Origin of the sequence: Streptomyces flaveolus, from assembly GCF_000716535.1 — a bacterium.
Lineage (GTDB): Bacteria > Actinomycetota > Actinomycetes > Streptomycetales > Streptomycetaceae > Streptomyces > Streptomyces flaveolus_A.
Genome location: NZ_JNWV01000024.1, coordinates 48193 through 72210, shown reverse-complemented (window position 1 = coordinate 72210; position 24018 = coordinate 48193). Strand labels below are relative to the sequence as shown.

Sequence of the window (24018 nt, the reverse complement as noted above, 5' to 3'; positions counted from 1 at the left end):
TTACACCATGCGCAGACTCCAGCTCCAGCGGTGCACCCCCGGTGTGACGAGGTAGGCCGGGAAGGTGTCGGGGCCGCAGGAGGCCGTGCCGAGGCCCCGGTGTGCGGCGTCGATGTGGACCACACAGCCGGTCCGCGGCGTGAGTTCGTCGTGGTGCGTGGCGGCGGTGAGGTCGTCGGCGCGGTAGCGGGTGACGGAGACCTGGCGGGGCTCGTCCAGCTCGACCGCGAGTCCGGTGGCGTAGGAGGACGACAGCGTGAACCGCCGTACGCCGTGCCGGCCGCCGCTCTCCTGGGGCCGCAGGTACGGGGTGAAGAGGTCGTCGACGGGCAGTGCGTGGTGGCCGACCGGTGCCCCGGCGGCCCGGTCCGGATACGACTCCCAGGGACCCTGTCCGAACCACTCCATCAGATCGAGCCCGGCCACCGTCTCGAAGACCGAGCCGATCCGGGGGACGTCGTGGAACTCCTCGGGCAGCTCGGCCGACTCGTCGACCCGTACGCCGCCCTCGACAGGCGTGAATTCCTGCCGGTGCCGTACCACGCCGAGGGTGCAGGCGTATGCGGCCTCCACGGTCACCCGTTCGCCGTCCCGGTGCACGGAGACGACCTTGCGCACCATCCGGTCCAGGCCCCAGGCGCGCCAGCGCAGCGCCATCCCGCCCAGCTCGTCGTTGTCGGTGGGCGCCCGCCACAGCGACAGCGTCGGGGCGCTGGTCAGCAGCGGGTGGTGCAGCAGGCCCTCGGCGTCCACCTCGACGGCCGGCCCGGCCACGACCGGCTGTCTCGGCGAGTCCGCCGCCCGCAATCGGATCCGGGGCGCGCACACCTCCGTACCGGCCGGTGCCCACGCCTGGTCCCCGGCCGTCGTCACCCGAAGCGTCAGCCACGCCTCGCCGCCGTCGGCAGGCACCACGAACGGCAGCGGTACGGCCGCAGTCTCACCCGGCCGCAGATCGGGCAGTTCGGCCGGGCCGGTCAGGGTACGGCCGTCGGACAGCGCCAGCTCCCAGGTGCCGCTCAGCCAGTCCAGGCCGCGGAAGTGCTGATGGTTGGCGAGAACGATGCCCTCGTGCCCGAAGGATCGGATGCGGACCGGCGCCGCGATCTCCCGGTGCTCGTACATCGCGGGCTTGGCGGTGCGGTCGGGGAAGACGACCCCGTCCGCGACGAACGCCCCGTCGTGCACGGTCTCGCCGAAGTCACCGCCGTACGCCCAGCGGTGGCCGGGTGCGGCGACACCATTGTCGTAGAGTCCGGCGCCCGCGCGCCCGGCCGGCCGGCCGTCGCTCAGGCGCTGGAGGATTCCGTGGTCCCAGAACTCCCAGATGAATCCGCCCTGGAGGCCCGGAGTCGACTCAATGGCGGCCCAGTGGTCGGCCAGCGTGCCGTTGCTGTTGCCCATCGCATGCGAGTACTCGCACTGGATCAGGGGCTTGGTCTGCTGCCCGGACAGCGCGTGTGCCAGGCAGTCCTCCAGCGGCGCGTACATGGGGCAGGCGATGTCGGATGCCACGTCCGGGTCCGCCCAGCCTCGCTTGGCCGCGCCCTCGTACTGGATCGGCCGGGTGGGATCGTGCCGGCGCACCCAGCCCGCCGCCGCGTCGTGGTTGGCGCCGTAGTCGGACTCGTTGCCCAGCGACCAGACGATGATCGAGGGGTGGTTCCTGTCGCGCAGCACCATGCGCGCGACGCGGTCCACGAAGGCGTTCAGGTAGCGAGGGTCGTCGGCGATCTCATGGGCGTGGTCGTGGGACTCGATGTCCGCCTCGTCGACGACGTAGAAGCCCAGTTCGTCGGCGAGGTCGTACAGCCACGGGTCGTTCGGGTAGTGCGCTGTGCGGATCGCGTTGAAGCCGAACCGCTTCAGCAGCACCAGGTCCGCGCGCATGTCGTCGTACGAAACCGTCCGCCCGGTCAATGGGTGGAAGTCGTGCCGGTTGACGCCCCGGATGAAGACCCGCTCGCCGTTGACCAGCAGGTTCCGGCCCACGATGTCGACGTCACGGAAGCCGATGCGGTGGTACGAGGAGTCGGCGACCGTGCCGTCCGAGCGGTGCAGCCGGACGGTCAGCCCGTACAGCTCGGGCTGCTCCGCGTTCCAGGTGCGCACCTCGGGCACGACGGCGTGGATACGGGCCTCGCTCAGGAAGTCGGAGACCCGCTCGTCCTCGGCGTTGAGCCGGTCGAACTCGGCGTCCTGGGCGAGGAGGTCACCGTCCAGATCAGCGGTGACGTACCAGCCCTCGGGCAGCGCCCGGTCGCCCGCCGCGTTGCGCACCAGGCAGTCCACTCGCAGGTCGCCGTCCTGGCGTGCCCGCACGGTCACGTCCGCGAGGTGCAGAGGGTCGGTCGTGTACAGCAGCACGGAACGGGTGATCCCGCCGTGCCACCACTGGTCCTGGTCCTCGATGTGCGTGGCGTCGGACCACTTGACCACCGTCAGCCGTACGACCGAGGGCTCACCGGGGCGTACGACGTCGGTCAGGTCGAACTCGGCGGCCAGGTGGGAGTCCTTGGAGATCCCGACGGGCCGTCCGTCGACGTGCACCAGCAGCACGCTCTCGGCGGCCCCGACCTGGAGGACGATCCGGCGGCCGGCCCAGTCGGCGGGGACGTCCACGTGTCGTTCGTACACACCGGTGGGATTGGCGGCGGGTGACTGTGGCGGGAATTCCGGGTACGGCATGCGGACATTGGTGTACTGCGGCAGGTCGCCGGTGTCCTGCATGGTCCACGCGCCCGGGACGTGTGCCGTCGACCAGGTGCCGTGGACCGGCGCCTCCGGCGTCGGCAGCAGCTGGAAGCGCCACTCGCCGTCCAGGGAGAGGGCGCCGGAGCGCCGGTCGACGGCGTTCATCGGCAGCCGCCCCCAGGATGTCACCTCGGGTGCCTGCCAGGGGCGGAGGGCCAGAAGCGGGTCCATCATCGGATGGCTCCCTTGCCGAGGTCGCCGATGATCTGCTTGGCGCCGATCGCGAAGACGATCAGCAGGGGGATGAGGGCGAGGAGCGCGCCGGTCACGACGATTCCGTAGTCGGTGGTGCCGTGCGTGCCGTTGAGCTGGGACAGGGCCACCTGGAGGGTGACGTTGCGGGGGTTGGTGAGGGCGATCAGGGGCCAGGCGTAGTCGTTCCACTGGCCCATGAAGGTGAAGATGCCGAGGAAGGCCAGGCCGGGCCGGACGACCGGCAGGGCGACGTGCCAGTACTGGCGGAGGAAGTTCGCGCCGTCGATGCGGGAGGCGTCGAGGAGTTCGTCGTGGATGGCGCCCTTCATGTACTGGCGCATCCAGAAGATGCCGAACGCGTTGGCCGCGGCCGGCACGATCAGCGAGGTCATCGTGCCGATCCAGCCCAGCTTCGCCATGATCACGAACTGGGGTATGGCCGACAGCTGCGCCGGCACCATGAAGATGACCATGAGCAGTGCGAACAGCACGTTCTTGCCGGGGAAGTGGAACTTGGCGAAGACGAAGGCCGCCAGCGAGTCGAAGAACAGGACCAGGAAGGTCACCGAGCCCGCCACCAGCAGCGAGTTCCCCATCGAACCGAAGAAGGCGACGCTGTGGAAGAGGTTGCGGACGTTCTGGAGGAAGTGCGAGCCCGGCAGCAGCTTCGGCGGGTAGGCGAAGATCTCCGACGACGTGTGCGTCGACATGATGACGGCCCAGTAGAACGGGAAGGCCGACAGCAGCAGACCGACGATGAGTACCGCGTGCAGCGCGATGCCCCGGGTGCGGGTTCCCCGGATGCGCTTGGGCCTGCGGATTCCTTGGATGGATGCCATGGTGACCGGCCTTCCTAGTCTTCGCCCCGACGCTGCACCAGGCGCCAGTTGACGATCGAGAAGAGGATGACGACGAGGAAGACGCCCCACGCCACGGCGGCTCCGTAGCCGAAGTCGTTGTTGTCGAAGGTCTGCTGGAAGAAGTAGAGGACCATCGTCCGGCCCGCGTGGCCGGGACCACCGGAGAACGTCGACTCGTTGGCCGTGTTCTGCAGCAGCACCTGCGGTTCGGAGAAGCTCTGCAGGCCGGTGACCGTGGACACCACGAGCACGAACAGCAGCACCGGCCGCAGCATCGGCAGCGTGATCCGGAAGAAGGTCTGCACGGGACCGGCGCCGTCCACGCGGGCCGCCTCGTACAGCTCGCTCGGGATGGTCTGCAGGCCGGCGAGGAAGATGATCGCGTTGTAGCCGGTCCACTGCCAGGTCATCAGCGTGGCGATGGCGACCTTGATCCCCCACGGCGTGTTCAGCCACGCCACCTGATCGAGGCCGACCGCCTGCAAGAGGGCGTTCACCAGGCCGAAGTTGGTGGAGAAGACCGAGCCGAAGACGATCGCGATGGCCACCACCGAGGTGACGTTCGGCAGGAAGTAGGCGAAGCGGTAGACGTTCTTGAAGCGGACCGCCGAGTTCAGCATCACGGCCGTGACCATCGCCAGGAAGATCATGGGAAAGGTGGCCAGTGCCCAGATGACGATGGTGTTTCCGACCGACTGCCAGAAGTCGCTGTCGCTCAGCAGGTACTGGTACTGCGACAGACCCGCCCACTCCATCGAGCCGAGGCCGTCCCAGCGGTGGAGGGAGACGTAGAGCGAGAAGCCGACGGGGATCAGGCCGAAGCAGAGGAAGAGGAGGTAGAAGGGGGAGATCGCGGCGTAGAGGTGCCAGTACTTGCGCAGACCCGTGCGGGGGCGGCCGGCCGGGAGGCTTTCCACGGTCGGCGCGGGCTTCTCGAGTGCGGTGGCCATCAGTAGCTCACCCCCAGGTGCTTGGCGATCCGGCGGCACTTGCTCATGGCGTCACTCCAGGCCTTCTTCGGGTCCTTGCCGAGGACGCCGACGTTCTTGATCTCGTCGAGGAGGGGCTGCGAGAGCGCCACGTCGTACGGGCTGTTGTAGGCGACCGCGATCTTCTGTGCGGCGGGGCCGAAGACGTCGGTGGTGACCTGACCGCCGAAGAAGGGGTCCGGATCCCGCAGTTGCTTCATGTCGTACGTGGCGGGCGTGGACGGGAACAGACCCGCGTCGACGTACCCCTGCGCCTGGTTGGCCGCGTCCAGGATCCAGGTGATGATCTGGAACGCCTGCTCGGGCTCCCGGCACGCCTTGGTGATCGACAGGAACGATCCGCCGCTGTTGGAGGGCCGGACCGGCATCTGCGCCACGCGCCACTTGCCCTTGGTCTTCGGCACCCCGCTCTTGAGGTCGTACGTCGCCCAGGAGGCGCCGAGCTGGCTGGGCAGCTTGCCGTCCTGCACGGCCGACAGCTGGTCCGGTGTGCCGGTGACCAGGTCGGACACGATCTTCCGCTGCTTGGCCTCCACGGCCAGCGCCCAGGCGTCGCGCACATGCGCCTGGTCGCCGATGAAGTGCCGGTCCTTGTCGACGTACCGCTTGCTGCCCTGCTGGACCACGTTGGTGAAGACGGACGTGATGTCGGTGAGCAGACAGGTCCCCGGGATCCTCTTCCGCAGCTGCTCGCCGGCCGCGAAGAACTTCTCCCAGGTGTTCAGCTGCTGGGAGACGTCGTCGGGCTCGTAGGGCAGCCCCGCCTTCTGGAAGACGGTGTACTGGTAGAAGTGCGCGACCGGCCCGCAGTCGATCGGAAACCCGACCATCGTGCCGTCGTCGGCGAGACCCTGCTCCCACTTCCATGACAGGTACCGGCTCTTGTACTTGTCGGCGCCCAGGGTCCTGAGGTCGACGAACTGGTCGGCGTTGGGCAGGTAGGACGCCATGTCCTCGCCCTTGAGGCCCGCGATGTCGGGGATGTGGGCCCGGCCGGTCATGGTGGTGAGCAGTTTCGACCGGTAGTAGCCGCCGATCTTGATGGCCTGCAGGTCGACCTTCGCGTCGTAGCGGGCCGTCGCCTTCTGGACGACTGTGTCGCTGAGCCCGCCGTCCCAGTACCACAGGACCATGTTCCGGCCGGTGGAACCGGTCGGAACGGCACAGCCGGACGCCAGGCCGCCGAGCGCCGTGGCGGCCGTACCGGCCAGGCCCGCGCGCAGCAGGCCTCTACGTGAGAGCCGCACAGCTCCCACCGCCTTTCGGGTGTTTTCGTGACTTCGCATGAGCGTGGGGATGGGTCAGTGCTGCCGTGCGGGGGGAGTGACGGGCGCGTACCGCACCGGTGGTCCGGGGTCGGCGGGCAGCCGGTCCGCGAGGAAGCCGTAGGCGCGCCTCAGGTCGGGGTCGGCCGGCGGGCAGCGCCACCAGCGGTCGACGCCGTACCAGCCGGGGGCGGCGAGTGCGCCGCCGTGGTGCCGGACGGACAGTCCGGCGGCGAGGACGGCGAAGCGCAGCCGTTCCGCCAGCGGCCAGCCGCCCAGCGAGGCGGCGACGAAGCTCGCCCCGAAGACGTCCCCGGCGCCCGTCGCGTCGAGGACGTCCACGTCGAGGGCCGGGACCTCCGCGTACTCGCCGGTCGTCTGGTCGACGGCCACCGCGCCGTGACCGCCGCGCGTCACCACCGCCACCGGGACCAGCTCGGCGAGGGCGCGCAGCGCGGCGGCCGCGGTGTCGGTGCGGGTGTAGGCCATGGCCTCCTGCTCGTTGGGGAGGAAGGCGTGGCACAGCGCGAGCTGGTCGAGGAGGTCGCGGGACCACTGCTGGGTGGGGTCCCAGCCGACGTCCGCGTAGACGCGGGTGCCGTTCGCGGCCGCCTTGGCGATCCACTCGCGGGGCTCGGCCTCGAGGTGCACCAGGGCGGTGCGCGCCTCGGGCGGGTCGCCCATCAGCGCGTCCTGCGAGTACGGCGGCTCCTGACCGTGGGTGATCAGGGCGCGGTCGCCGCCGTGTGCGAGGGAGACGGTGACCGGGGTGGGCCAGCCGTCCGCGGTGCGGGAGAGCGAGAGGTCGACGTCCTCCTGGTCGCGCAGGACGCCCCGGCAGTGCTCGCCGTAGAAGTCGTCGCCGAAGACCGTGGCCAGCGAGGTGCGCAGACCGAACCGGGACGCGGCCACCGCGAGGTTCGCGATCCCGCCGGGGCCGCAGCCCATGCCGGCCGTCCAGATCTCCTCACCCGGTGTCGGCGGCTTCGCGAGCCCCGTGAGGACGAGGTCGTAGAAGAGCAGCCCGGTCAGCAGCACATCGGGCCTGTCGTCGTCCACACGCCACCCTCTCGTCAGAAGTCGTCAATTTCGATGACCGGAATCGTGCGCCGCTTGCCGAGATTGGTCAATAGTCGAGCAGAAGTGAGCATGGATTTGATTGAAGATGAAGAGTAGTGTTCACGTCGTGCTGGCAGAACGACGACATCAACTCATCCTGCGGGCCCTGCGCTCGGGTGGTCCCGCCGCCGTGACCGATCTCTCCGAGCAGCTGGGCGTGAGCCCCGCCACGATCCGGCGCGACCTGGTCAAGCTGGAGGAGGACGGGCTGCTCACGCGGGTGCACGGCGGCGCGGTCGTGGAGGAGGGCGACCAGCCCTTCGCCGAGGTCGCCGAGGTGCGCGTGGCCGAGAAGGACGCCATAGCGGAGCGTGCCGCGGCCATGGTCGCCGACGGCCAGTCGGTGCTGCTCGACATCGGCACCACCGCCTACCGGCTGGCCCGCCAGCTGCACGGCCGCCGCCTCACGGTCATCACCAGCAACCTGGTGGTCTACGAGGAACTCGCCGACGACGAGGGCATCGAACTGGTGCTCCTCGGCGGCATGGTCCGGCGCGAGTACCGGTCCCTGGTCGGCTTCCTCACCGAGGACAACCTGCGCCAGCTCCACGCCGACTGGCTCTTCCTGGGCACCAGCGGGGTCCGTCCGGGCGGACAGGTGATGGACACGACGGTCGTGGAGGTGCCGGTCAAGCGCGCCATGATCAATGCGAGCGACAAGGTCGTGCTGCTCGCCGACGCGGCCAAGTTCCCGGGTACGGGCATGGCGAAGGTATGCGACCCCGAGCACCTGGACATGGTGGTGACCAACGCTCCCATCGACCCCGCGACCCGGTCCTCCCTGGAGGAGGCCGGCGTCGAGGTGGTCATGGCAGGAGCAGGAAAGGTACGGACGTGAAACTGACGATCCTGGGCGGCGGCGGATTCCGGGTGCCCCTGGTGTACGGGGCACTGCTGACGGACCGCGGCGAAGGGCGGGTGACCGAGGTCGTCCTGCACGATCTCGACGACAGCCGGCTGCGGGCGGTCGCCCGTGTGCTCGCTGAACAGGCGTCGACCGTCGACGACGCCCCCACCGTGACCGTCAGCACGTCCCTGGACGAGGCCCTGCGCGGTGCCGACTTCGTCTTCTCCGCGATCCGCGTCGGCGGCCTGGAGGGCCGCGCGAACGACGAGCGGGTCGCGCTCGCCGAGGGCGTCCTCGGCCAGGAGACGGTCGGCGCGGGCGGCATCGCATACGGTCTGCGGACGGTCCCCGTCGCCGTCGACATCGCCCAGCGGGTGGCCCGCCTCGCCCCCGACGCCTGGGTCATCAACTTCACCAACCCCGCCGGCCTGGTCACCGAGGCCATGTCCCGCCACCTCGGAGACCGCGTCATCGGCATCTGCGACTCCCCGGTCGGACTCGGCCGCCGCATCGCCCGGGTCCTCGGTGCCGACCCACGGGAGGCCTGGATCGACTACGTCGGCCTCAACCACCTCGGCTGGGTGCGCGGACTGCGCATCGCGGGCCGGGACGAACTCCCGCGCCTGCTCGCCGACCCCGGCCTGCTCGGCTCCTTCGAGGAGGGCAAGCTCTTCGGCACCGACTGGCTGCGGTCCCTCGGCGCGATCCCCAACGAATACCTGCACTACTACTACTTCAACCGCGAGGCCGTCCGCGCCTACCAGCAGGCCGAGAAGACCCGCGGCGCCTTCCTGCGCGACCAGCAGGCGCACTTCTACCAGCAGGTCGGCGATCCGGGCGTGAAGGCCCTGGACGCCTGGAACCGCACCCGCGCCGAGCGCGAGGCGACCTACATGGCCGAGAACAGGGAGACCGCGGGCGCCGGCGAACGCGACGCCGACGACCTCTCCGGCGGCTACGAGAAGGTCGCCCTGGCGCTGATGCGCGCCATCGCCCGCGACGAGCGCACCACCCTGATCCTCAACGTCCGCAACCGCAGCACCCTGTCGGTGCTCGACGGGGAGGCGGTGATCGAGGTGCCCTGCTTCGTCGACGCCAACGGCGCCCACCCGGTCGCCGTCGACCCGCTGCCCGACCACGCCACCGGCCTGGTCTGCGCGGTGAAGGCCGTCGAGCGCGAGGTGCTGGCGGCCGCCGAATCCGGCTCCCGCGCGACGGCCGTGAAGGCGTTCGCACTGCACCCACTGGTCGACTCGGTCAACGTCGCACGCCGGCTGGTCGAGGGCTACACCGCGGTCCACCCCGGCCTCGCCTACCTCACCTAGCCAGCCGCTCAGCAAGCGCTTCCAGCCCTCTTCTGGAGACCTCCATGCACGACGAACGCCGCCGGATCGAGGAGCGCGTAGAGCGCCTCCACAACCAGCGCATCAAGCCCGCGATCCACGCGGCCACCGTCCCCTTCGAGGTGGCGGCCTGGCAGGCGCCCGGGGAGCCGGTGCCCTTCGAGGAAGCCGCGGCCGCCCCGTACGAGCCGTTCGCCATGAACACCCCGTGGGGCCCGCCCTGGGGCACCACCTGGTTCCGGCTGCACGGCCGGGTGCCCGCCGAGTTCGCGGGTCGCCGCGTCGAGGCCGTCATCGACCTCGGCTTCGTCGGCGACTGGCCCGGCAACCAGGCCGAGGCCCTGGTCCACCTCACCGACGGGACCCCGCTGAAGGCGGTCAACCCGCTCAACCAGTACGTGCCGATCGCCAAGTCGGCAACCGGCGGCGAGGTCGTCGACTACCTGCTCGAGGCCGCCTCCAACCCCGACATCCTCGCAGGCGACTTCGCCGCCCCCACCCCGCTCGGCGACGTCCTGACGGCCGGCGACAAGCCGCTCTACACCTTCAAGCGCGCCGACATCGCCGTCCTCGACGAAGAGGTCTGGCACCTCGACCTGGACCTTCAGGTGCTGCGCGAGCTGATGCTGGAGCTCGGCGAGCACGACCCGCGCCGGCACGAGATCACGCACGCCCTCGACCACGCGATGGACCTGCTCGACCTGGACGACATCTCCGGCTCCGCGCCCGCCGTCCGCGAGGTACTGAAGCCGGTGCTGTCGAAGCCGGCACACGCGAGCGCCCACCGCATCTCCGGCGTGGGCCACGCACACATCGACTCGGCCTGGCTGTGGCCGATCCGCGAGACCAAGCGCAAGACCTCCCGGACCTTCTCCAACGTGACCTCGCTGGCGGACGAGTACGAGGAGTTCGTCTTCGCCTGCTCGCAGGCCCAGCAGTACGAGTGGGTGCGCGACAACTACCCGCGCGTGTGGGCCCGCATTCAGGAGTCGGTCAAGAAGGGCCAGTGGGTGCCGGTCGGCGGAATGTGGGTGGAGGCCGACGGCAACCTGCCCGGCGGCGAAGCCGTCGCCCGCCAGTTCGTGCACGGCAAGCGGTTCTTCATCGAGCACTTCGGCGTGGAGACCAAGGGCGTCTGGCTGCCCGACTCCTTCGGCTACAACGCGGCCTACCCGCAGCTCGCCAAGCTGGCCGGCAACGAATGGTTCCTCACCCAGAAGATCTCCTGGAACCAGACCAACAAGTTCCCCCACCACACCTTCTGGTGGGAGGGCATCGACGGCACCCGCATCTTCACCCACTTCCCGCCCGTCGACACCTACAACGCCTGCTTCAGCGGCGAGGAGATGTCCCGCGCGGTCCGCAACTACGCCGAGAAGGGCGCCGCGACCCGGTCGCTGGCCCCGTTCGGCTGGGGCGACGGCGGTGGCGGCCCGACCCGCGAGATCATGGAGCGCGCCCGACGCCTGAGGAACCTGGAGGGCTCCCCGCGGGTCGAGATCGAGCACCCGGATGCCTTCTTCGCCAAGGCCCGCGCCGAGTACGAGGACGCGCCGGTCTGGGTCGGCGAGCTCTACCTGGAGCTGCACCGCGCCACCTACACCTCCCAGGCCCGCACCAAGCAGGGCAACCGGCGCAGCGAACACAAGCTGCGCGAAGCCGAGTTGTGGGCCACGACGGCCGCCCTGCACGCGCCCGGCTACCAGTACCCGCACGAGAAGCTCGACCGGCTCTGGAAGACCGTCCTGCTCCACCAGTTCCACGACATCCTGCCGGGCTCCTCGATCGCCTGGGTGCACCGCGAGGCCGAGGCCGAATACGCGCGTGTCGCCCAGGAGTTGGAGGCGCTGACCACCGAGGCGATCGCCGCGCTGGGCACCGGCACCGCCCGGGCCTTCAACACCAGCCCCTACGCCCGCGCCGAGGTCGTCCGCGACGGCGCGGGTGCGCCGGTGTACGTCGAGGTCCCGGCGAGCGGCAGCGCGCCGCTGACCGGCGGCGCCAGGACTCCGCAGCCGGTGACGGTCGACGGACGGGTCATCGACAACGGCTTGGTGCGCGTACGGATCGCAGACGACGGCACACTGTCCTCGGTGTACGACCTGCGGGCGAACCGCGAGGTCCTCGCCGGCCAGGGCAACCTCCTGCGCCTGCACACCGACCTCCCGAACTACTGGGACGCCTGGGACGTCGACAAGCACTACAGGAATCGCTACACGGACCTGCTGGACCCCTCGGAGATCACGGTCGTCGAGCAGGACCCGCTCCTCGGCGCGATCCGAGTCAGCCGTTCGTTCGGCAACGGCTCGAAGATCACCCAGACGATCACGCTCCGGGCCGGCAGCCCCCGGATCGACTTCGAGACGGACATCGACTGGCACGAGGCGGAGAAGTTCCTCAAGGCCGGCTTCCCTGTGGACATCCGCGCCCCGCACTCCTCCGCCGAGATCCAGTTCGGCCACGTCCAACGGCCCACCCACACCAACACCAGCTGGGAGGCGGCCCGTTTCGAGGTATCCGGCCACCGCTGGGTGCACATCGGGGAGCCCGGCTACGGCGTCGCCGTCATCAACGACTCGACCTACGGCCACGACGTCTCCCGCACGGTCCGCGAGGACGGCGGTACGACCACCACCGTCCGCCTCTCCCTGGTCCGCGCCCCGCGCGTTCCGGACCCCGGGGCCGATCAGGGCCGGCACCGCTTCACCTACTCCCTCCTGCCCGGCGCGAGCATCGCGGACGCGATCGCCGAGGGCTACGCCCTCAACCTGCCGCTGCGGATCGCCGAGGCGGCGGGCGAGCCGCGGCCCGTCGTCTCGGTGGACGGCGAGGGAGTGACCGTCGAGGCGGTCAAGCTCGCCGACGACTCCTCCGGCGACGTCGTGGTCCGCCTCTACGAGTCGCGCGGCGGCCGCGCCCAGGGCCTCCTGCGCACCGGCTTCCCGCTCGCCACCGCCCAGGTCACCGACCTGCTCGAACGCCCCCTGGAGGCCGCGACCACCGACGGCGACACCGTGCCCGTCGAGCTGCGCCCCTTCCAGATCCTCACCCTCCGCCTGCGCAGGAGCTGACCCATGGCCATGCAACCCTGGTTCACCGACGCCAAGTTGGGGATCTTCGTGCACTGGGGCATCTACGCGGTCGACGGGGTCCAGGAGTCCTGGTCCTTCTACGACGACATCGTGCCGCACGACCAGTACATGTCCCAGCTGCAACGCTTCACCGGCGCCCACTACGACCCCAGGGCGTGGGCGGACCTGTTCGCCCGCGCCGGCGCCAGGTACGCCGTCCTGACCAGCCGCCACCACGACGGCGTCGCCCTGTGGGACACGGCGTACGGCGACCTCAACCTCGGCAGGGACTACCTCGGCCCCTACGCCGACGCCCTGCGCGACAAAGGCCTGAAGGTCGGCCTGTACTACTCGCACTCCGACTGGAACCATCCCGACTACGCGAGCACCCGCAAGCCGGGCCGTCCACCGGAGCTGGAGGACAACCGGTACTCGGAAGTGGCCGCCGAGGACGAGGACCTGGACGCCTGGGAGCGTTTCCTCGCCTACCGGGACGGCCAGATAAGGGAGCTGGCCTCCCGCTACCGGCCCGACCTGATGTGGTTCGACGGCGAGTGGGACCGCAGCGAGGAGCAGTGGCGCATCCCCGAACTGGCCGCGCTCATCCGCTCGTACGTCCCGAACGTCGTCTTCAACGCACGCATGCTCAGCGAGGGCGACTACGCCACCCCCGAACAGGGCGTCCCCGTCGTGCCCCCGGACGGCCCCTGGGAACTGTGCCTGACGATCAACGACTCGTGGGGCTACCAGCACCACGACCACAACCACAAGTCCCTCGCCCAGCTGATCCGCTACTTCACCGAGACCATCGGCGGCGGCGGCAACCTGCTGCTCGACGTCGGCCCCATGGAGGACGGCACCATCCCGCAGCCGCAGGTCGAGCGCCTGGAAGGGCTGGGGGAGTGGATCCGCACACACGCGGAGGCGGTGTACGGCACCGTGCGCGGACTTCCGGCCGGGCACCACTACGGTCCCAGCACCCTCTCTGCCGACCGGCGCACCCTCTACCTCACCGTGTTCGACGCCCCGCGCGCCGAGATCGGCGTCCGGGGCCTGGCCACCAAGGTCAACAAGGTCACCGTCCTCGGCACCGGCACGGAACTCGGCCACCGGGTGATCGGCGGACTCCACGAGGCGGTCGGGGTGCTGTGGATCGACCCGCCCGCCGAGTCCGACCTCGACCCGCACGCCACCGTGCTCGCCGTCGAACTGGACGGCGAACTGGAGCTGTACCGGGGGGCCGGCCGGTTCTGACCCCGGCGATGCCTGTTTTCCGGACGACGACGTACGGTACCCGCGTGAGCTCGGGCGGCTGCGCGGGTAGCGGCACGGCGAACAGACCGGTGTGCCGTCGACGACCGGTGGCTGGCCGGCTCACCGCACCGGAACCCGTCCGCCCCGCCGATGACGACGTACGGCGGCCGCTCCGGGCCGAGCCGGCCCCTCTCACCGTTCGACTGGTTGCGACAGAGCGCGCTTGACCTGTCTGGCCCGCTCGTCGGCGAGGACTTCGACCCGGTCGTTCGCCAGAGCGTCCATGGTCTGTTTCGCAACATCCTCCACGCTGATCTTCGGTGCGTCCGTGAAGGAGCTGAGATCCGTCTCCACGAAACCGGCGTGGACGCCGATCACAAGAGTGCCCTGCTCGCGCAGGCCCTCCCGCAGCGCGCCCGTCAAGGACCACTGGGCTGCTTTGGAGGCCGCGTACCCGGGATAGTCCGGGCGGGAGGCCCATGAGGCCGTCGACAGCATGTTGATCAGTGCGCCGCCGCCGTTGCGGGCCAGGACCGGGGCGAAGGCCCGGGACACGGCCCAGGTGCCGAAGTAGTTGATCTCCATCGCCTCGCGCGCGCCGTCGAAGGAGCCCGTCAGCAGCTTGGTGTCGAAACCTCCGACGCCCGCGTTGTTGATCACGATGGTGACGTCATCGGCTGTCGCGGCCGCCGCGGCGACCTCTTCCGGCACGGTGACGTCCAGACGGAGCGCGGTCAGGTCTCCGTCGCTCACGCTCGCCGGATCGCGGACACCGGCGTAGACCTTCGCCGCCCCGCGTGCGATCAGTGCGCGGGCGAACGCGTAGCCGATACCACGATTGGCCCCGGTCACCAGGGCAGTCGATCCTTCGATCTCCATCACACTTCCTTCCCGCTGCCGCCTGCCGATCGCAGCCGGCACCCGGCGAGGGACCCACTTCCTCTCCACCACCAGCGTGCATCGAACGCCGTACCGCCGCATGTGAGGCAGCGCTCGGCCACGGGCCCGATGTCACGAAGTGGCTCGGTGCCGTGTGCGGGGTCCTCGGCGAGCGGGACGGCCTCGGTGAAGCCTTGGAGCGGGAACGGCCGGCCTCGGGGAACGCTCGGCACCTCATCGGCGACGAGCCTGCGCACCTGGGACAGCGCCGGCAGCGCGTCCTAGGGTGAGGCGGTGCCGAACCAGCGCTTCAGCCAGGAGCCGCGGACCGCCTTGGTCCCGTAGCCGACCGAGCGTGCCTGGAGCGGGATCGCCAGAGCCGCCGGGCCGGTCCGCCGGTGGGAGGAGAGTGCGCCGTAGACCACGCCTGACCTCACGGAGCCAGTGCCTGGGACACCGCCCTCCTGGCAGCCCTGCCATCCGACGACAGCGAAGCCGCATCCATGATCGGCCACGGGGCCCATCCGGCTGGGCGAGGTCCGGCGCATTGAGTAAGACCCGGTTCAGCCTCCGAGGCGGTGTGCAAGGTCGAGCAGATCTGCCAGGTGCAGCACCCGCCCATCGAATCCGGGGAGGGGGACATGGAGCGGCTGGGTCCAGCGGTCGGGGATTGCGTCCAGCCCGTAGTACGCCCCCGCGAGGCCTCCGGTCACCGCGGCGACCGTGTCCGTGTCACCGCCCAGGTCGATCGCCGCGCGTATCGCCTCTTCGAAGCTGTTGGTGGTGCGCAAGGCCCAGATGGCGGAGCCCAGGCAGGGCCAGACGGCACCGTTGAACTCGGTCGCCTGATCGGGGTGCCAGTCAGGCGCGAGGACTGCGGTGTAACGGCCGCGGTGGCCGGGGTGAACAAGAGCGAGGATGTCCGGGAGCGCGGCGAGGGGGTCGGTGTCCCCGAACATGACACGGATAAGTTCGTGGAAGATCGCAGTGCCTTCCCAGGCCGCACGGTCACCGTGGGTGAGGGCAGCGATGCGGCGGGCCGCGTCCATGGTGGCCTCTTGGCCCGCGGATGCGAAGTGGACCGCGGAAGTCGATGCCCGCATCAACGAGCCGTTTCCCGCTGCTCGTTGGTTGACCTGGAAATGCATCGCAGCGGCGAGGTCCCAGGGCATGCCGTTGGTCAGGACGTCTTCGGTCTGCAAGCCGATGTCCTTCGGTTCTGATGCTGCCCACCGCTGGAAGCGGGCGAAGACGTCCGGCAGATCCAGTCCGCCCCGCTCCAGCAGCGACTCCGCGACCAGGACGGCCATCTGTGTGTCGTCGGTGGCCTCGCCGGGGTCCCAGCCGCCGCCTCCGCACATCTCGCCACCGGCACCAGGCGCGGGAAACCGTGCGGAGAACGCTCCCTGGGGGCCGAACTCGAAGGGGGCGCCAAGGGCGTCACCCACCGCTGAGCCGACGACCGCGCCCGCGGCCCGCTGAATCCGCTCCATCCGTGCAGGTTATCTGCGCCGCGCAGACGGCCGCACGGCCCAATTCTCTCTCTTGGCTTCCCGACCCATCGGCGGCGAACGTGTCTCGTCTGCGGGGTGCACCTGAGACACTCTGGGGCTGAGACACCCGTACAGGTCACATAACCTCGTCCAGCGCGGTCGCGTGCGGCAGTTGCGCGCACCCGGACCGCACTACCGGGAATCCCCAGCAGCAGGTTGGTACCCCCGCGTGAGCGCAGCACGATGTGGCCGGCCTCCGCCGACACCGCGGCACGCCATCCGTCGACAGGGGGGCTGCTCGGGAGCAGTCAGTCACGTGGCTGAAAGGTGTTGAGGAAGCAGTCCCCGAGTCGAGGTGATCCGGGATCATGAGGCATGCTCCCGGATGACTGGCACCTCACCCAAGACGTCGACGACTTCCTCGCCCGAGCCGGAGACTTCCTGTGCTCACGCGCCGCGCTGCACAACATGTCTCTGACGGACATCGCCAAGCTGAGGATACGTAGGGCGCCCGATCACGACGCCGAAGCCGCCGTTTTCGGCCTACTGGAGGCGCAGGGCGAGGTTCGCGCGATCTGTTATCTCACTCCTCGCGGACGTCTGGGCCTCACGCCTCTCTCTGCCGAGCAGGCCGACAGCCTCGCTGCACACCTGGCCGGCCTCGGCCACTCACCCGCCAACGTCATCGCGGACCACGACACCGCTGGCGCTTTCGCCGAGTCATGGCAGCAGCACACGGGCGCGGCGCCGGTACCTTTCTGGCGGACGCATCTGTACCGTCTCGGCACGCTCACCTCACCGCAGCCGCACCCGGAAGGCCAGGGGCGCCTCACGGAGGGTAAGGACCGTCAGCAAGTCGTGCGCTGGTGCCGTGAGTTCTGTGTCGACGTCGGGGAGCAGTCCTCCATCGACTTGATCGACGCCGGCTCCTGGGGGGACTCGCGTTTCGGCGACAGGCACTTCACATTCTGGGAGACCCCGGAGGGCATCCCCGTCTCGATGGCTGCCGCGACCTCCGTCGTTGGCGGCATGGTCCGGGTGGACCCCGTCTACACCCCGGCCCACCTCCGCGGCCGCGGCTACGCGGGGGCCGTGACGGTCGAGGTGAGCAGGGCCGCGCTGGCCGCGGGGGCGACGGACGTCGTCCTGTTCACGGACCCGGACAACCCCACCAGCAACGCCCTCTACCAGCGCATTGGGTACGTCCATGTCGCCGACTTCGCCGGGTACAGGTTCTCCTACGGCGCGCCAGAAGTCGGGGGAGGGTCGTGATCGAGGCAAAGACGCCTGCCACCCACCGGTTGGGCGACCGCCGCGAAGCGGCTGACGAGAGCGGGAAACGATCAGTCTGAACCAGGGAATCGAAGGCGCCGTCGGCGGCGGGGTTGCCACGGCCTGCCGCGCCGAAAACGTGCATGTGAACCGAGTTGGAGACGAAGCGCCGGACCGTGCAGTCCGAGCCGGGTGTGGGCGGGGGCGCTGTGGGTGTCGGGACCGGCGCCGGGTGGAAGAGCCGAGAGATACCGGCGTCAGTATCCGGCAGCGGACACATGGCGAGCCAGCTCGGCGGCCAGACGTCGCATGACCGTGCGGTTGGCGCGCCGCATCGCGGCCCGGACGACGGGTGCCAGCAGGCGGTCGGCGACCGGGGCGCGCACCCAGGCGTACGTGAACGCCACGTGACTCCCGCCGCCTCGGAGCGGTTCGATGGTGTAGGTGCCGTGGGCCAGACGTCGGCCGGCCGCGCTGACGTTCCGCTCGACGATGCGCCGCGGCGGATCGGCCTCGACGACCTCGACGGTGACGTCGGTCTTCGTGCCGCCCAGCGCGGCGGTGACCGTGGCGCGCGATCCGATGCCGCGGCCGGGGCCGCTGTAGCGCCAGTCGATCAGGTAGTGGTCTGTGAATCGCTCGTGGTGAGCCATGACATCGAGGAAGTCATAGACCTGCTCAGGCGTCTGCGGTACGTCGATCGACACGGTGACAGACTTCATGTACCACACGGTACACATGGCATGTACCAATTGGTACACTCGCGGCGTGGTGGATATGGATGGCTCGCACCCCGAGGGCGAGGGCGAGGACGCGCCGGGCACGGACGGGGGTCGGCGCGCTCATCTGGTGAACATGGCCGTTGACTACGTCGCGGCACACGGCCTCACGGACCTGAGCCTGCGCGGCCTGGGCGACGCGATCGGCGTCAGCCACCGCATGCTGATCCACTACTTCGGCTCCAAGGAACAGCTGCTCGTCGAGATCGTCCGGACGTCGGAGCAGCGCCAGCGTGATCTGCTGTCCCAGCTCCGCCTGGAACCCGGTCTCTCGCCCGCCGATGCCGCGCGGCTCCTCTGGGAGCAACTGGCGGACCCCCGACTGGCCGGTCAGGAGCGGCTCTTCTTCGAAGTCTGTGGGTACGCGCTGCGGGGCCGCCCCGAGGCCGCCCCGGTCCTCGAAGGGCTCGTGAACGACTGGCTGGAGCCGCTCGTGGCCGCTGAGGTGGGCGCAGGGGTGGAGCCTGCCGTGGCCCGAAACCGGGCCAGGCTGGGACTCGCCACTGTCCGCGGTCTGCTGCTCGACCTGCTCGCTACCGGTGACCGCGCCGGCGTCGACGCGGCGATGGGGGAGTTCCTCAGGCTGTACTACGACTCGAAGTGACAGAGTCGCCGATCGGCCCGAGCGGCTGGGCCGGACGACGACATGGTCGGCAACCTCTGCGGCATGCTCAAAAAGGGGGGCGCCCGGCCCGCGCACCGCTGCCCCGCGTCGCCGAACAGCACCGGGGAAACGACTGATCAGCTCAGCCGGGTCCGGGCCGGGGGAGAGGGCGGCAAGGCGATTCAGAAGCTGGTGCACCGCGCGATCGAGCGGACTGGTTACGCCTGGGCGGCCCGGTCGCTGGTGATCCGGCGCGCCGAGACGGTGGCGCTCGTCTGCGGCAAGGCCGTGCCGACGGCACGATGGTCGTCTCCGCCCGCGCCGACAACCCGTGCCCGCACTGTCGGCAGAGGCGGTCCCCGCCCGGCGGGTCACCGGGTGGGGACCGCACGTCGGGCTCTTTTCGCTCAGCTGCTCACCGCGCACTGCCCACGGTCCGCGGATTTCGGTCCTTCCGCGGTGGGGCGGACGTCGAAATCGAAGATTCCGGTCGGCAGGTAGAGGGAGCAGCAGGCGTTCGGGATGTCGACGATTCCGCTGATGCGTCCCTCGATGGGGGCCGCGCCGAGCAGCAGGTAGGCCTGCTCTCCGGTGTAGCCGAACCTCTTCAGGTACTCGACGGCGTTGAGACAGGCACGGCGGTAGGCGACCGTCGCGTCCAGGTAGTAGTTGGTGTCGGTGTCGTGGTCCACGGAGATGCCGATGAAGGACATGAACTCCGTGTAGCGCGGCTCGACGTTGCCCGGCATGAAGACAGGGTTGGTGCTGACGCCGTACTTCTCCATGCCGCCCTTGATGAGATCGACGTGGAAGTCGATGTAGCCGCCCATCTCGATGGCGCCGCAGAAGGTGATCTCGCCGTCTCCCTGACTGAAGTGCAGATCACCGCCCGACAGCTTGGCGTCCTTGACGTGGACGGGGTAGAAGACGCGCGAGCCACGGGTGAAGTTCTTGATGTCGTGGTTGCCTCCGTTCTCCCGTGCGGGCACGGTGCGCGCCCCTTCCTGGGCTATGCGTTCGGCGTCGGATCCTGTCGCCTGACCGCCGAGGGCCTGGTCCGGGTCGGGCGAGAGTCCCAGAGGCGGTATTCGGTCCGGGTCCGTGTCGATCAGGGCCTGTTCACGCCTGTTCCACCGTTCCAGCAGCTCCGCGGACGGCGCGGTGCCGAAGAGGCCGGGGTGTGTGATACCGGTGAAGCGGACGCCGGGTAGGTGCCTGGACGTCGCCACCTGCCCGTGGAATTCCCATATCGCCTTGTAGGCGTCCGGGAAGTAGTCGGTCAGGAACCCTCCACCGTTGGCCTTGGCGAACACGCCGGTATACCCCCAGCCCTGACCGGGGGCGTCCCCGACTTGCTGCGGTACCGGCCCGAGGTCGAGGATGTCCACGATCAGCAGGTCACCGGGCTCCGCGCCTTCGACACCGATCGGCCCGCTGAGCATGTGCGCCCGCTTGAGGTCGACGTCGCGCACATCGTTGGCGGAATCGTTGTTGCCGATCTGCGCATCGGTCCACTCGCGGCATTCGACGCGGAACTCGTCCCCCGGGCGAACCATTGCCACAGTCGGTACGTCTGGATGCCACCTGTTGTGTCCGGGCACGTCCTGGTCGCGCATCGACCGGGACTGATCGACGCTGAAGATCACTTCAGGCATGTCAACTCCTCGTGTTGCTCCCGATGATCCGAGTGGCATGGCGCCCGAGGCCCGAGTGCCCGTCACCCCGCTGCTCGCGTCTCGGCAACCACCTCCCGCCACTTCCCCAAGAGGGTCAGCCGTGGCTTCCGGCCGGATAGCCCGAGGCGTCGTAATCCTGTACGGGCCCGCGGGGAGCCCTGCGGCGGAGTACGAACCACAATCCGGCGAAGGTCAGTACGCCGAAGGCGCCCAACGCGATCGCCGTCTCGTGGAAATTCTCCGGGACCCAGTAACCGGTCAGCAGCAGGTATGCCGGGATGACACCGGTCACCCAGCCCTCGATCGCGGTCACCCAGCCCACATAGGACGTGAGCGACTCGATTTTCAGCCCCAGCAGCAGGAAGAAGAGGAACCAGAGGAACGCCCAGTAGAGCCATATCACGCCGAATGGCTGATCGTTCACGAGTCGGAAACTGACGAACGAATAACCGAGGGCCACGATGGCCACGAACAGTGAGTAATAGCCCACGCCTGTCGTGTCCAGCCCGATGAGCAGTCCGATTCCTACGTAGAGGTACGTGAAGCCGAAGAGGAAAATTCCTGACGCCAGCATGATGCGCTTGGGATCATCGTTTGCGGCGATGATGAGATACGTGGGGGTGAGGACCTGAAGTCCACCCACGAAGAGGTTGAATATCGCTGCTGCCCGGCTGTCCACTTTTCCCAGCAGCATCAACCCGTTCATGAACAGCACAGCGCCCACGAAAAGGAGTCCGACATTGGCCAAGAGGACACACCTCCCGCTGTTTCCGCTACCGTCGGTGACTCGCCCACAAAACGGTCATGCGACCACAAGCCGGTGCGGGCAGTTTCCGTGCCATGGCCGGTAAGACGCACGCCCCAGGCGCCGGACCTGCTGATACGCGGCCCTTGCCCGTCAGGGCCGGGGGAGCCGGGCGAGCGCCGGATGAGCGGGACTCTGCGGGGCGTTCCCAGCGGCTCGCGTGACCACCTCGGGGTTCTCCCGGGATTTCTCCGAATACTCGCGCAGAGCAGCCACCGCGGGCGGCGTCGATGCGAATGCCGGAGAGGAGTACACACGCCGCGCATCCGCCTGGCACCGCGGGCAGTTCCACTGCGCCGGCGCGGTGCCGATCGGCAGCTTCACATCGAACGATCCACAGTGGCTGCAGGTATATTCATACGTCGCCATAAATGTCTCCGCCCGGCCGCGCCTCCGGCCTTGGGACGTACGCTGGGCCGGAGCCGATGGGACGCCGCAAGAAGTAGCGTCCTTATTCAAGGCAACCCCCCGGATGGCGGCGTGTCAAGGCGAGCTCAGGGCTGCCCCACGGGCACTCGCGGCACCCGTTGAAAAATGGGTGGGACCGAGGGCTCGCTCGGCGTCGAAGACCAGCGACGCTCTTTTCGTTGCGCGCCTCAGACGTGGGGCGTCCACCAGTCGTTTTCCACTCGAACCCGGGCTGCGACCGGGGCGGTGAGGGCGAGTACCAGCGCGGTGATTCGACTGGTGACGCGCCGATCGACGGCCCAAGGAGCGGGAGCGTCGTCCCTCATGCAAAAGCAGGCCCGGCCGCGCGTGCACGGCCGGGACCTTGGTCTGCCGGGTCGACGTTTTCAGTACCGCCTTCAACTATATGCGCCGCCGTAATTCCCGGAGAAAAGTAGCGAAAGACAGCACTGGACAGGACCGGCGACCCGCAGCGGCACGTGCGCCTCTCCCCAGGAGCACGGCCGCACGCCGATCGTCACGTGCGGGCCGGGCCCCCGGGGCTTGACGTCAGGGCGCGCCCGCGATCGCGCAAGCGCGGCACGGCGGCCGGCCGCAGGTGCACTGCAGGATGCCGTCCAGCACGTCGTGGTCGTGGTAGAGGCATTCGTCGCGGCACGTATGACGCGGGACAAAGCCCGCCTGGAGCTCGTCCGGCCACGGCTCCTCGCCCTCCCGGCAGCGCACGAACCGCTCGGGATCCGTGGAGTGCAGCTGGTGCATCCGCTCCTGCGCCTCACCCTCCAGGTCCCGCGCTGCGGCGACCATGCCCTTGAGGTGGTCGGCAAGACCGGAGAACCTGGCGTCGCCGGTTCGCACGTGGGCAGCATTCAATGCCATGACAGCATTGCCCAGGAACCGCCGAGCATCCTGGATGTTGGTGACGTGGTGCAGTTGGATGCCGGTCACGCCTCGGACCCATACGGCGTCTTCGCTCACTTCTTCTGCCTTCCGAGCTCGAATTGCCCCTCTGACGATGCCGGCGACGAATGCGTCCTCATCTTCTTCACACGTTCTGAAGCGTCTGGAAACAGCAGCCGTCTACCCGAGTACCGGCCGACCCGCTTCCCGTCGCATAACGGTTGCTGCGGGAAAAGATCGGCTATGAGGCTTGCACGCTGTGCAAAGAGGCTAAAGTGCACGATACGCAATAATCCAGCCATGCACCGGTGAGCTCAATCACAAGCGGTGATCCGTTTTCCAAGTGCGGCCAAGAGTGCTTGATCAGCGAAATCCACCGGCTGACGCATCACACGTCGATGACGGTCGCGGCGATCTTCACCACGACCGGGGGCGGCCCAACGGCCGGCCCAGCGAAGTCAGCCTGGTGAATCATGGTCGCCCGCACGGGCTGAGTGGACCGTCGGTTACCCGCCGCAGGGCCCAGCAGAGCACGGCGAAGCACCACGCATGAACGACCAGGGGCCGGCCAGAATCCCTCTGGATGTGTGGCCACCGCGCCGCGGCACGCCCCCACCGGCCGGCCCACATCGGGGCAGCAACATCATCCGGGTCCCGGACGCCGGAGCGGTCCTGCTGCCTGACGGCGGGACGGTGGTCTGGTTCGCCCGGCGCCACACCGCGCATCGACCTGCGGGCCTCCAGAGACGCGGCACGCTCGGCGCACCTCGGTGGCCACACGTCCCGCGACGTGGCTGGCCCGGGTGCCCGCCTACCGACATCCCGTAGCCGCTCCTGGAGTTCCCCCACCGATACCGGTCTCATCGCGACCGGCGCGACCGTCAGCCTGGCCCTGGCCCTCCTGGCCGGCGCCGCCGCCCGCCGCACCACGCCGGGGAAGGGGGAAGTGCGAGATGCCGATCAAGTTGCTCGCCCCGGCCGGAGGCAGGTCCATGACCGCCTCGATCATGCAGCGTCGCGGGCGCCGAGGATCGGCAAGCCGTTGGCCGCTTCACCGCCAGGGCGACACCGCAGAGCGCGGCCTGCTCGCGGGGCGGCCGGGAAAGAAGGAACCTGCGCTCGGGCGTCGGCGTCGGAACGTCGATGAGTTGCGGCGCGGCGATCTGCTGCTCCACCGGGAGCCAAGGCGGGCGGCAGCAGTACAGCAGCCGGCTCACCACATGATCGCCCGCAGTCCACGCTGCGGGCCACGGTCGCAGCTCTGGTTCCCGTCGGACGACGGTCGACGGCTACGGATTGTTCTCCGTCGTCGGGGTGGACGGCCAGGTACGCGGTGCGCCGACCGGAGGCCCGTACGGCTTCTCCATCCTCGTGCTGATCACGGTCGTGATCCAGCTTCTGGCCCCGGTGCTCCGGGCCGCGATGCGAGCCGGCCACCGCTGAGCCCAACCGTCCGACTCAAGGCTTAGGGTGGGTTGAGCAGGTGAAGCGGCCCGGCGCGGAGC

At 69.3% G+C, this 24018-nt stretch carries 20 protein-coding genes; 7 read left to right on the top strand and 13 right to left on the bottom strand.

What is annotated here, in order from left to right:
- From OO52_RS25925 to OO52_RS25905, 5 genes are read right to left on the bottom strand one after another with little or no spacing between them, the layout of a single operon-like run.
- Positions 1 to 2928, bottom strand: a complete 2928-nt coding sequence (locus OO52_RS25925) for a glycoside hydrolase family 2 TIM barrel-domain containing protein (protein WP_030647211.1) — start codon at positions 2926 to 2928, stop codon at positions 1 to 3.
- On the bottom strand, positions 2925 to 3788 hold the full coding sequence (locus tag OO52_RS25920) for a carbohydrate ABC transporter permease (protein WP_030647215.1): 864 nt from the start codon (positions 3786 to 3788) through the stop codon (positions 2925 to 2927). The genes OO52_RS25925 and OO52_RS25920 overlap by 4 nt, the downstream gene beginning before the upstream one ends.
- 14 nt (positions 3789 to 3802) lie before the next feature.
- Positions 3803 to 4759, bottom strand: coding sequence for a carbohydrate ABC transporter permease (locus OO52_RS25915; RefSeq protein ID WP_030647218.1), 957 nt, complete (start codon positions 4757 to 4759; stop codon positions 3803 to 3805).
- Positions 4759 to 6045: an ABC transporter substrate-binding protein gene (locus OO52_RS25910; protein ID WP_030647220.1), complete on the bottom strand. Its 1287-nt coding sequence runs from the start codon at positions 6043 to 6045 to the stop codon at positions 4759 to 4761. Before OO52_RS25910 ends, OO52_RS25915 begins: the two co-directional genes overlap by 1 nt.
- A gap of 54 nt (positions 6046 to 6099) precedes the next feature.
- The gene (locus OO52_RS25905; protein ID WP_030647223.1) at positions 6100 to 7122 is read right to left on the bottom strand and encodes a carbohydrate kinase family protein; all 1023 of its coding nucleotides are present in this window, start codon (positions 7120 to 7122) and stop codon (positions 6100 to 6102) included.
- Between the two features lie 127 nt (positions 7123 to 7249).
- Between OO52_RS25905 and OO52_RS25900 the strand changes: the two genes are divergently transcribed.
- The 4 genes from OO52_RS25900 to OO52_RS25885 are packed head-to-tail and all read left to right on the top strand — an operon-like array spanning position 7250 to position 13697.
- A complete protein-coding gene (locus OO52_RS25900) occupies positions 7250 to 8020 on the top strand; it encodes a DeoR/GlpR family DNA-binding transcription regulator (protein ID WP_030647225.1) in 771 nt (256 codons plus the stop codon).
- On the top strand, positions 8017 to 9354 hold the full coding sequence (locus tag OO52_RS25895) for a 6-phospho-beta-glucosidase (RefSeq protein WP_030647228.1): 1338 nt from the start codon (positions 8017 to 8019) through the stop codon (positions 9352 to 9354). The genes OO52_RS25900 and OO52_RS25895 overlap by 4 nt, the downstream gene beginning before the upstream one ends.
- Positions 9355 to 9398: 44 nt before the next feature.
- A complete protein-coding gene (locus tag OO52_RS25890) occupies positions 9399 to 12443 on the top strand; it encodes an alpha-mannosidase (protein WP_030647231.1) in 3045 nt (1014 codons plus the stop codon).
- A 3-nt stretch (positions 12444 to 12446) separates the two neighbouring features.
- Complete coding sequence (locus tag OO52_RS25885; RefSeq protein WP_030647234.1) at positions 12447 to 13697, top strand: alpha-L-fucosidase; 1251 nt, start codon at positions 12447 to 12449, stop codon at positions 13695 to 13697.
- 192 nt (positions 13698 to 13889) lie between these two features.
- On the opposite strand, the gene OO52_RS25880 is transcribed toward OO52_RS25885, so the two are convergent.
- The 3 genes from OO52_RS25880 to OO52_RS25875 all read right to left on the bottom strand — a co-directional run bounded on the left by OO52_RS25880 (position 13890) and on the right by OO52_RS25875 (position 16069).
- Complete coding sequence (locus tag OO52_RS25880; protein ID WP_030647236.1) at positions 13890 to 14576, bottom strand: SDR family oxidoreductase; 687 nt, start codon at positions 14574 to 14576, stop codon at positions 13890 to 13892.
- Positions 14577 to 14857: 281 nt separating this feature from the next.
- On the bottom strand, positions 14858 to 15013 hold the full coding sequence (locus tag OO52_RS51015) for a hypothetical protein (protein ID WP_158712563.1): 156 nt from the start codon (positions 15011 to 15013) through the stop codon (positions 14858 to 14860).
- Positions 15014 to 15139: 126 nt separating this feature from the next.
- Positions 15140 to 16069 carry an ADP-ribosylglycohydrolase family protein gene (locus OO52_RS25875; protein WP_030647238.1) on the bottom strand — a complete coding sequence of 310 codons (930 nt, stop codon included), beginning with the start codon at positions 16067 to 16069 and terminating at the stop codon, positions 15140 to 15142.
- Between the two features lie 375 nt (positions 16070 to 16444).
- Between OO52_RS25875 and OO52_RS25870 the strand changes: the two genes are divergently transcribed.
- Complete coding sequence (locus tag OO52_RS25870; RefSeq protein WP_030647240.1) at positions 16445 to 17341, top strand: GNAT family N-acetyltransferase; 897 nt, start codon at positions 16445 to 16447, stop codon at positions 17339 to 17341.
- Positions 17342 to 17598: 257 nt separating this feature from the next.
- Here OO52_RS25870 and OO52_RS25865 read toward each other — a convergent pair whose 3' ends face one another.
- A complete protein-coding gene (locus OO52_RS25865) occupies positions 17599 to 18063 on the bottom strand; it encodes an SRPBCC family protein (RefSeq protein WP_030647242.1) in 465 nt (154 codons plus the stop codon).
- 55 nt (positions 18064 to 18118) lie between these two features.
- Here OO52_RS25865 and OO52_RS25860 point away from each other — a divergent pair, with 55 nt between their 5' ends.
- The gene (locus OO52_RS25860) at positions 18119 to 18724 is read left to right on the top strand and encodes a TetR/AcrR family transcriptional regulator (RefSeq protein WP_037629517.1); all 606 of its coding nucleotides are present in this window, start codon (positions 18119 to 18121) and stop codon (positions 18722 to 18724) included.
- Positions 18725 to 19131: 407 nt separating this feature from the next.
- Here OO52_RS25860 and fmdA read toward each other — a convergent pair whose 3' ends face one another.
- From fmdA to OO52_RS25845, 4 genes are all read right to left on the bottom strand, one after another.
- Positions 19132 to 20379: a formamidase gene (gene fmdA / locus OO52_RS25855; RefSeq protein WP_030647246.1), complete on the bottom strand. Its 1248-nt coding sequence runs from the start codon at positions 20377 to 20379 to the stop codon at positions 19132 to 19134.
- A 115-nt stretch (positions 20380 to 20494) separates the two neighbouring features.
- Complete coding sequence (locus OO52_RS25850) at positions 20495 to 21148, bottom strand: AmiS/UreI family transporter (RefSeq protein WP_030647249.1); 654 nt, start codon at positions 21146 to 21148, stop codon at positions 20495 to 20497.
- A gap of 150 nt (positions 21149 to 21298) precedes the next feature.
- The gene (locus tag OO52_RS54660; RefSeq protein ID WP_078629829.1) at positions 21299 to 21574 is read right to left on the bottom strand and encodes an FmdB family zinc ribbon protein; all 276 of its coding nucleotides are present in this window, start codon (positions 21572 to 21574) and stop codon (positions 21299 to 21301) included.
- 588 nt (positions 21575 to 22162) lie between these two features.
- A complete protein-coding gene (locus OO52_RS25845; protein ID WP_030647253.1) occupies positions 22163 to 22591 on the bottom strand; it encodes a hypothetical protein in 429 nt (142 codons plus the stop codon).
- Positions 22592 to 23809: 1218 nt separating this feature from the next.
- Between OO52_RS25845 and OO52_RS51010 the strand changes: the two genes are divergently transcribed.
- Complete coding sequence (locus tag OO52_RS51010; RefSeq protein WP_158712562.1) at positions 23810 to 23956, top strand: hypothetical protein; 147 nt, start codon at positions 23810 to 23812, stop codon at positions 23954 to 23956.
- The last annotated feature ends 62 nt before the right edge of the window (positions 23957 to 24018 follow it).

Coding starts and splice junctions, on each gene's coding strand:
- OO52_RS25925 (WP_030647211.1), bottom strand. CDS start 2,928: ATGATGGACCCGCTTCTGGCCCTCCGCCCCTGGCAGGCACCCGAGGTG.
- OO52_RS25920 (WP_030647215.1), bottom strand. CDS start 3,788: ATGGCATCCATCCAAGGAATCCGCAGGCCCAAGCGCATCCGGGGAACC.
- OO52_RS25915 (WP_030647218.1), bottom strand. CDS start 4,759: ATGGCCACCGCACTCGAGAAGCCCGCGCCGACCGTGGAAAGCCTCCCG.
- OO52_RS25890 (WP_030647231.1), top strand. CDS start 9,399: ATGCACGACGAACGCCGCCGGATCGAGGAGCGCGTAGAGCGCCTCCAC.
- OO52_RS25885 (WP_030647234.1), top strand. CDS start 12,447: ATGGCCATGCAACCCTGGTTCACCGACGCCAAGTTGGGGATCTTCGTG.
- OO52_RS25880 (WP_030647236.1), bottom strand. CDS start 14,576: ATGGAGATCGAAGGATCGACTGCCCTGGTGACCGGGGCCAATCGTGGT.
- OO52_RS25875 (WP_030647238.1), bottom strand. CDS start 16,069: ATGGAGCGGATTCAGCGGGCCGCGGGCGCGGTCGTCGGCTCAGCGGTG.
- OO52_RS25870 (WP_030647240.1), top strand. CDS start 16,445: ATGCTCCCGGATGACTGGCACCTCACCCAAGACGTCGACGACTTCCTC.
- OO52_RS25865 (WP_030647242.1), bottom strand. CDS start 18,063: ATGAAGTCTGTCACCGTGTCGATCGACGTACCGCAGACGCCTGAGCAG.
- OO52_RS25860 (WP_037629517.1), top strand. CDS start 18,119: ATGGATGGCTCGCACCCCGAGGGCGAGGGCGAGGACGCGCCGGGCACG.
- fmdA (WP_030647246.1), bottom strand. CDS start 20,379: ATGCCTGAAGTGATCTTCAGCGTCGATCAGTCCCGGTCGATGCGCGAC.
- OO52_RS54660 (WP_078629829.1), bottom strand. CDS start 21,574: ATGGCGACGTATGAATATACCTGCAGCCACTGTGGATCGTTCGATGTG.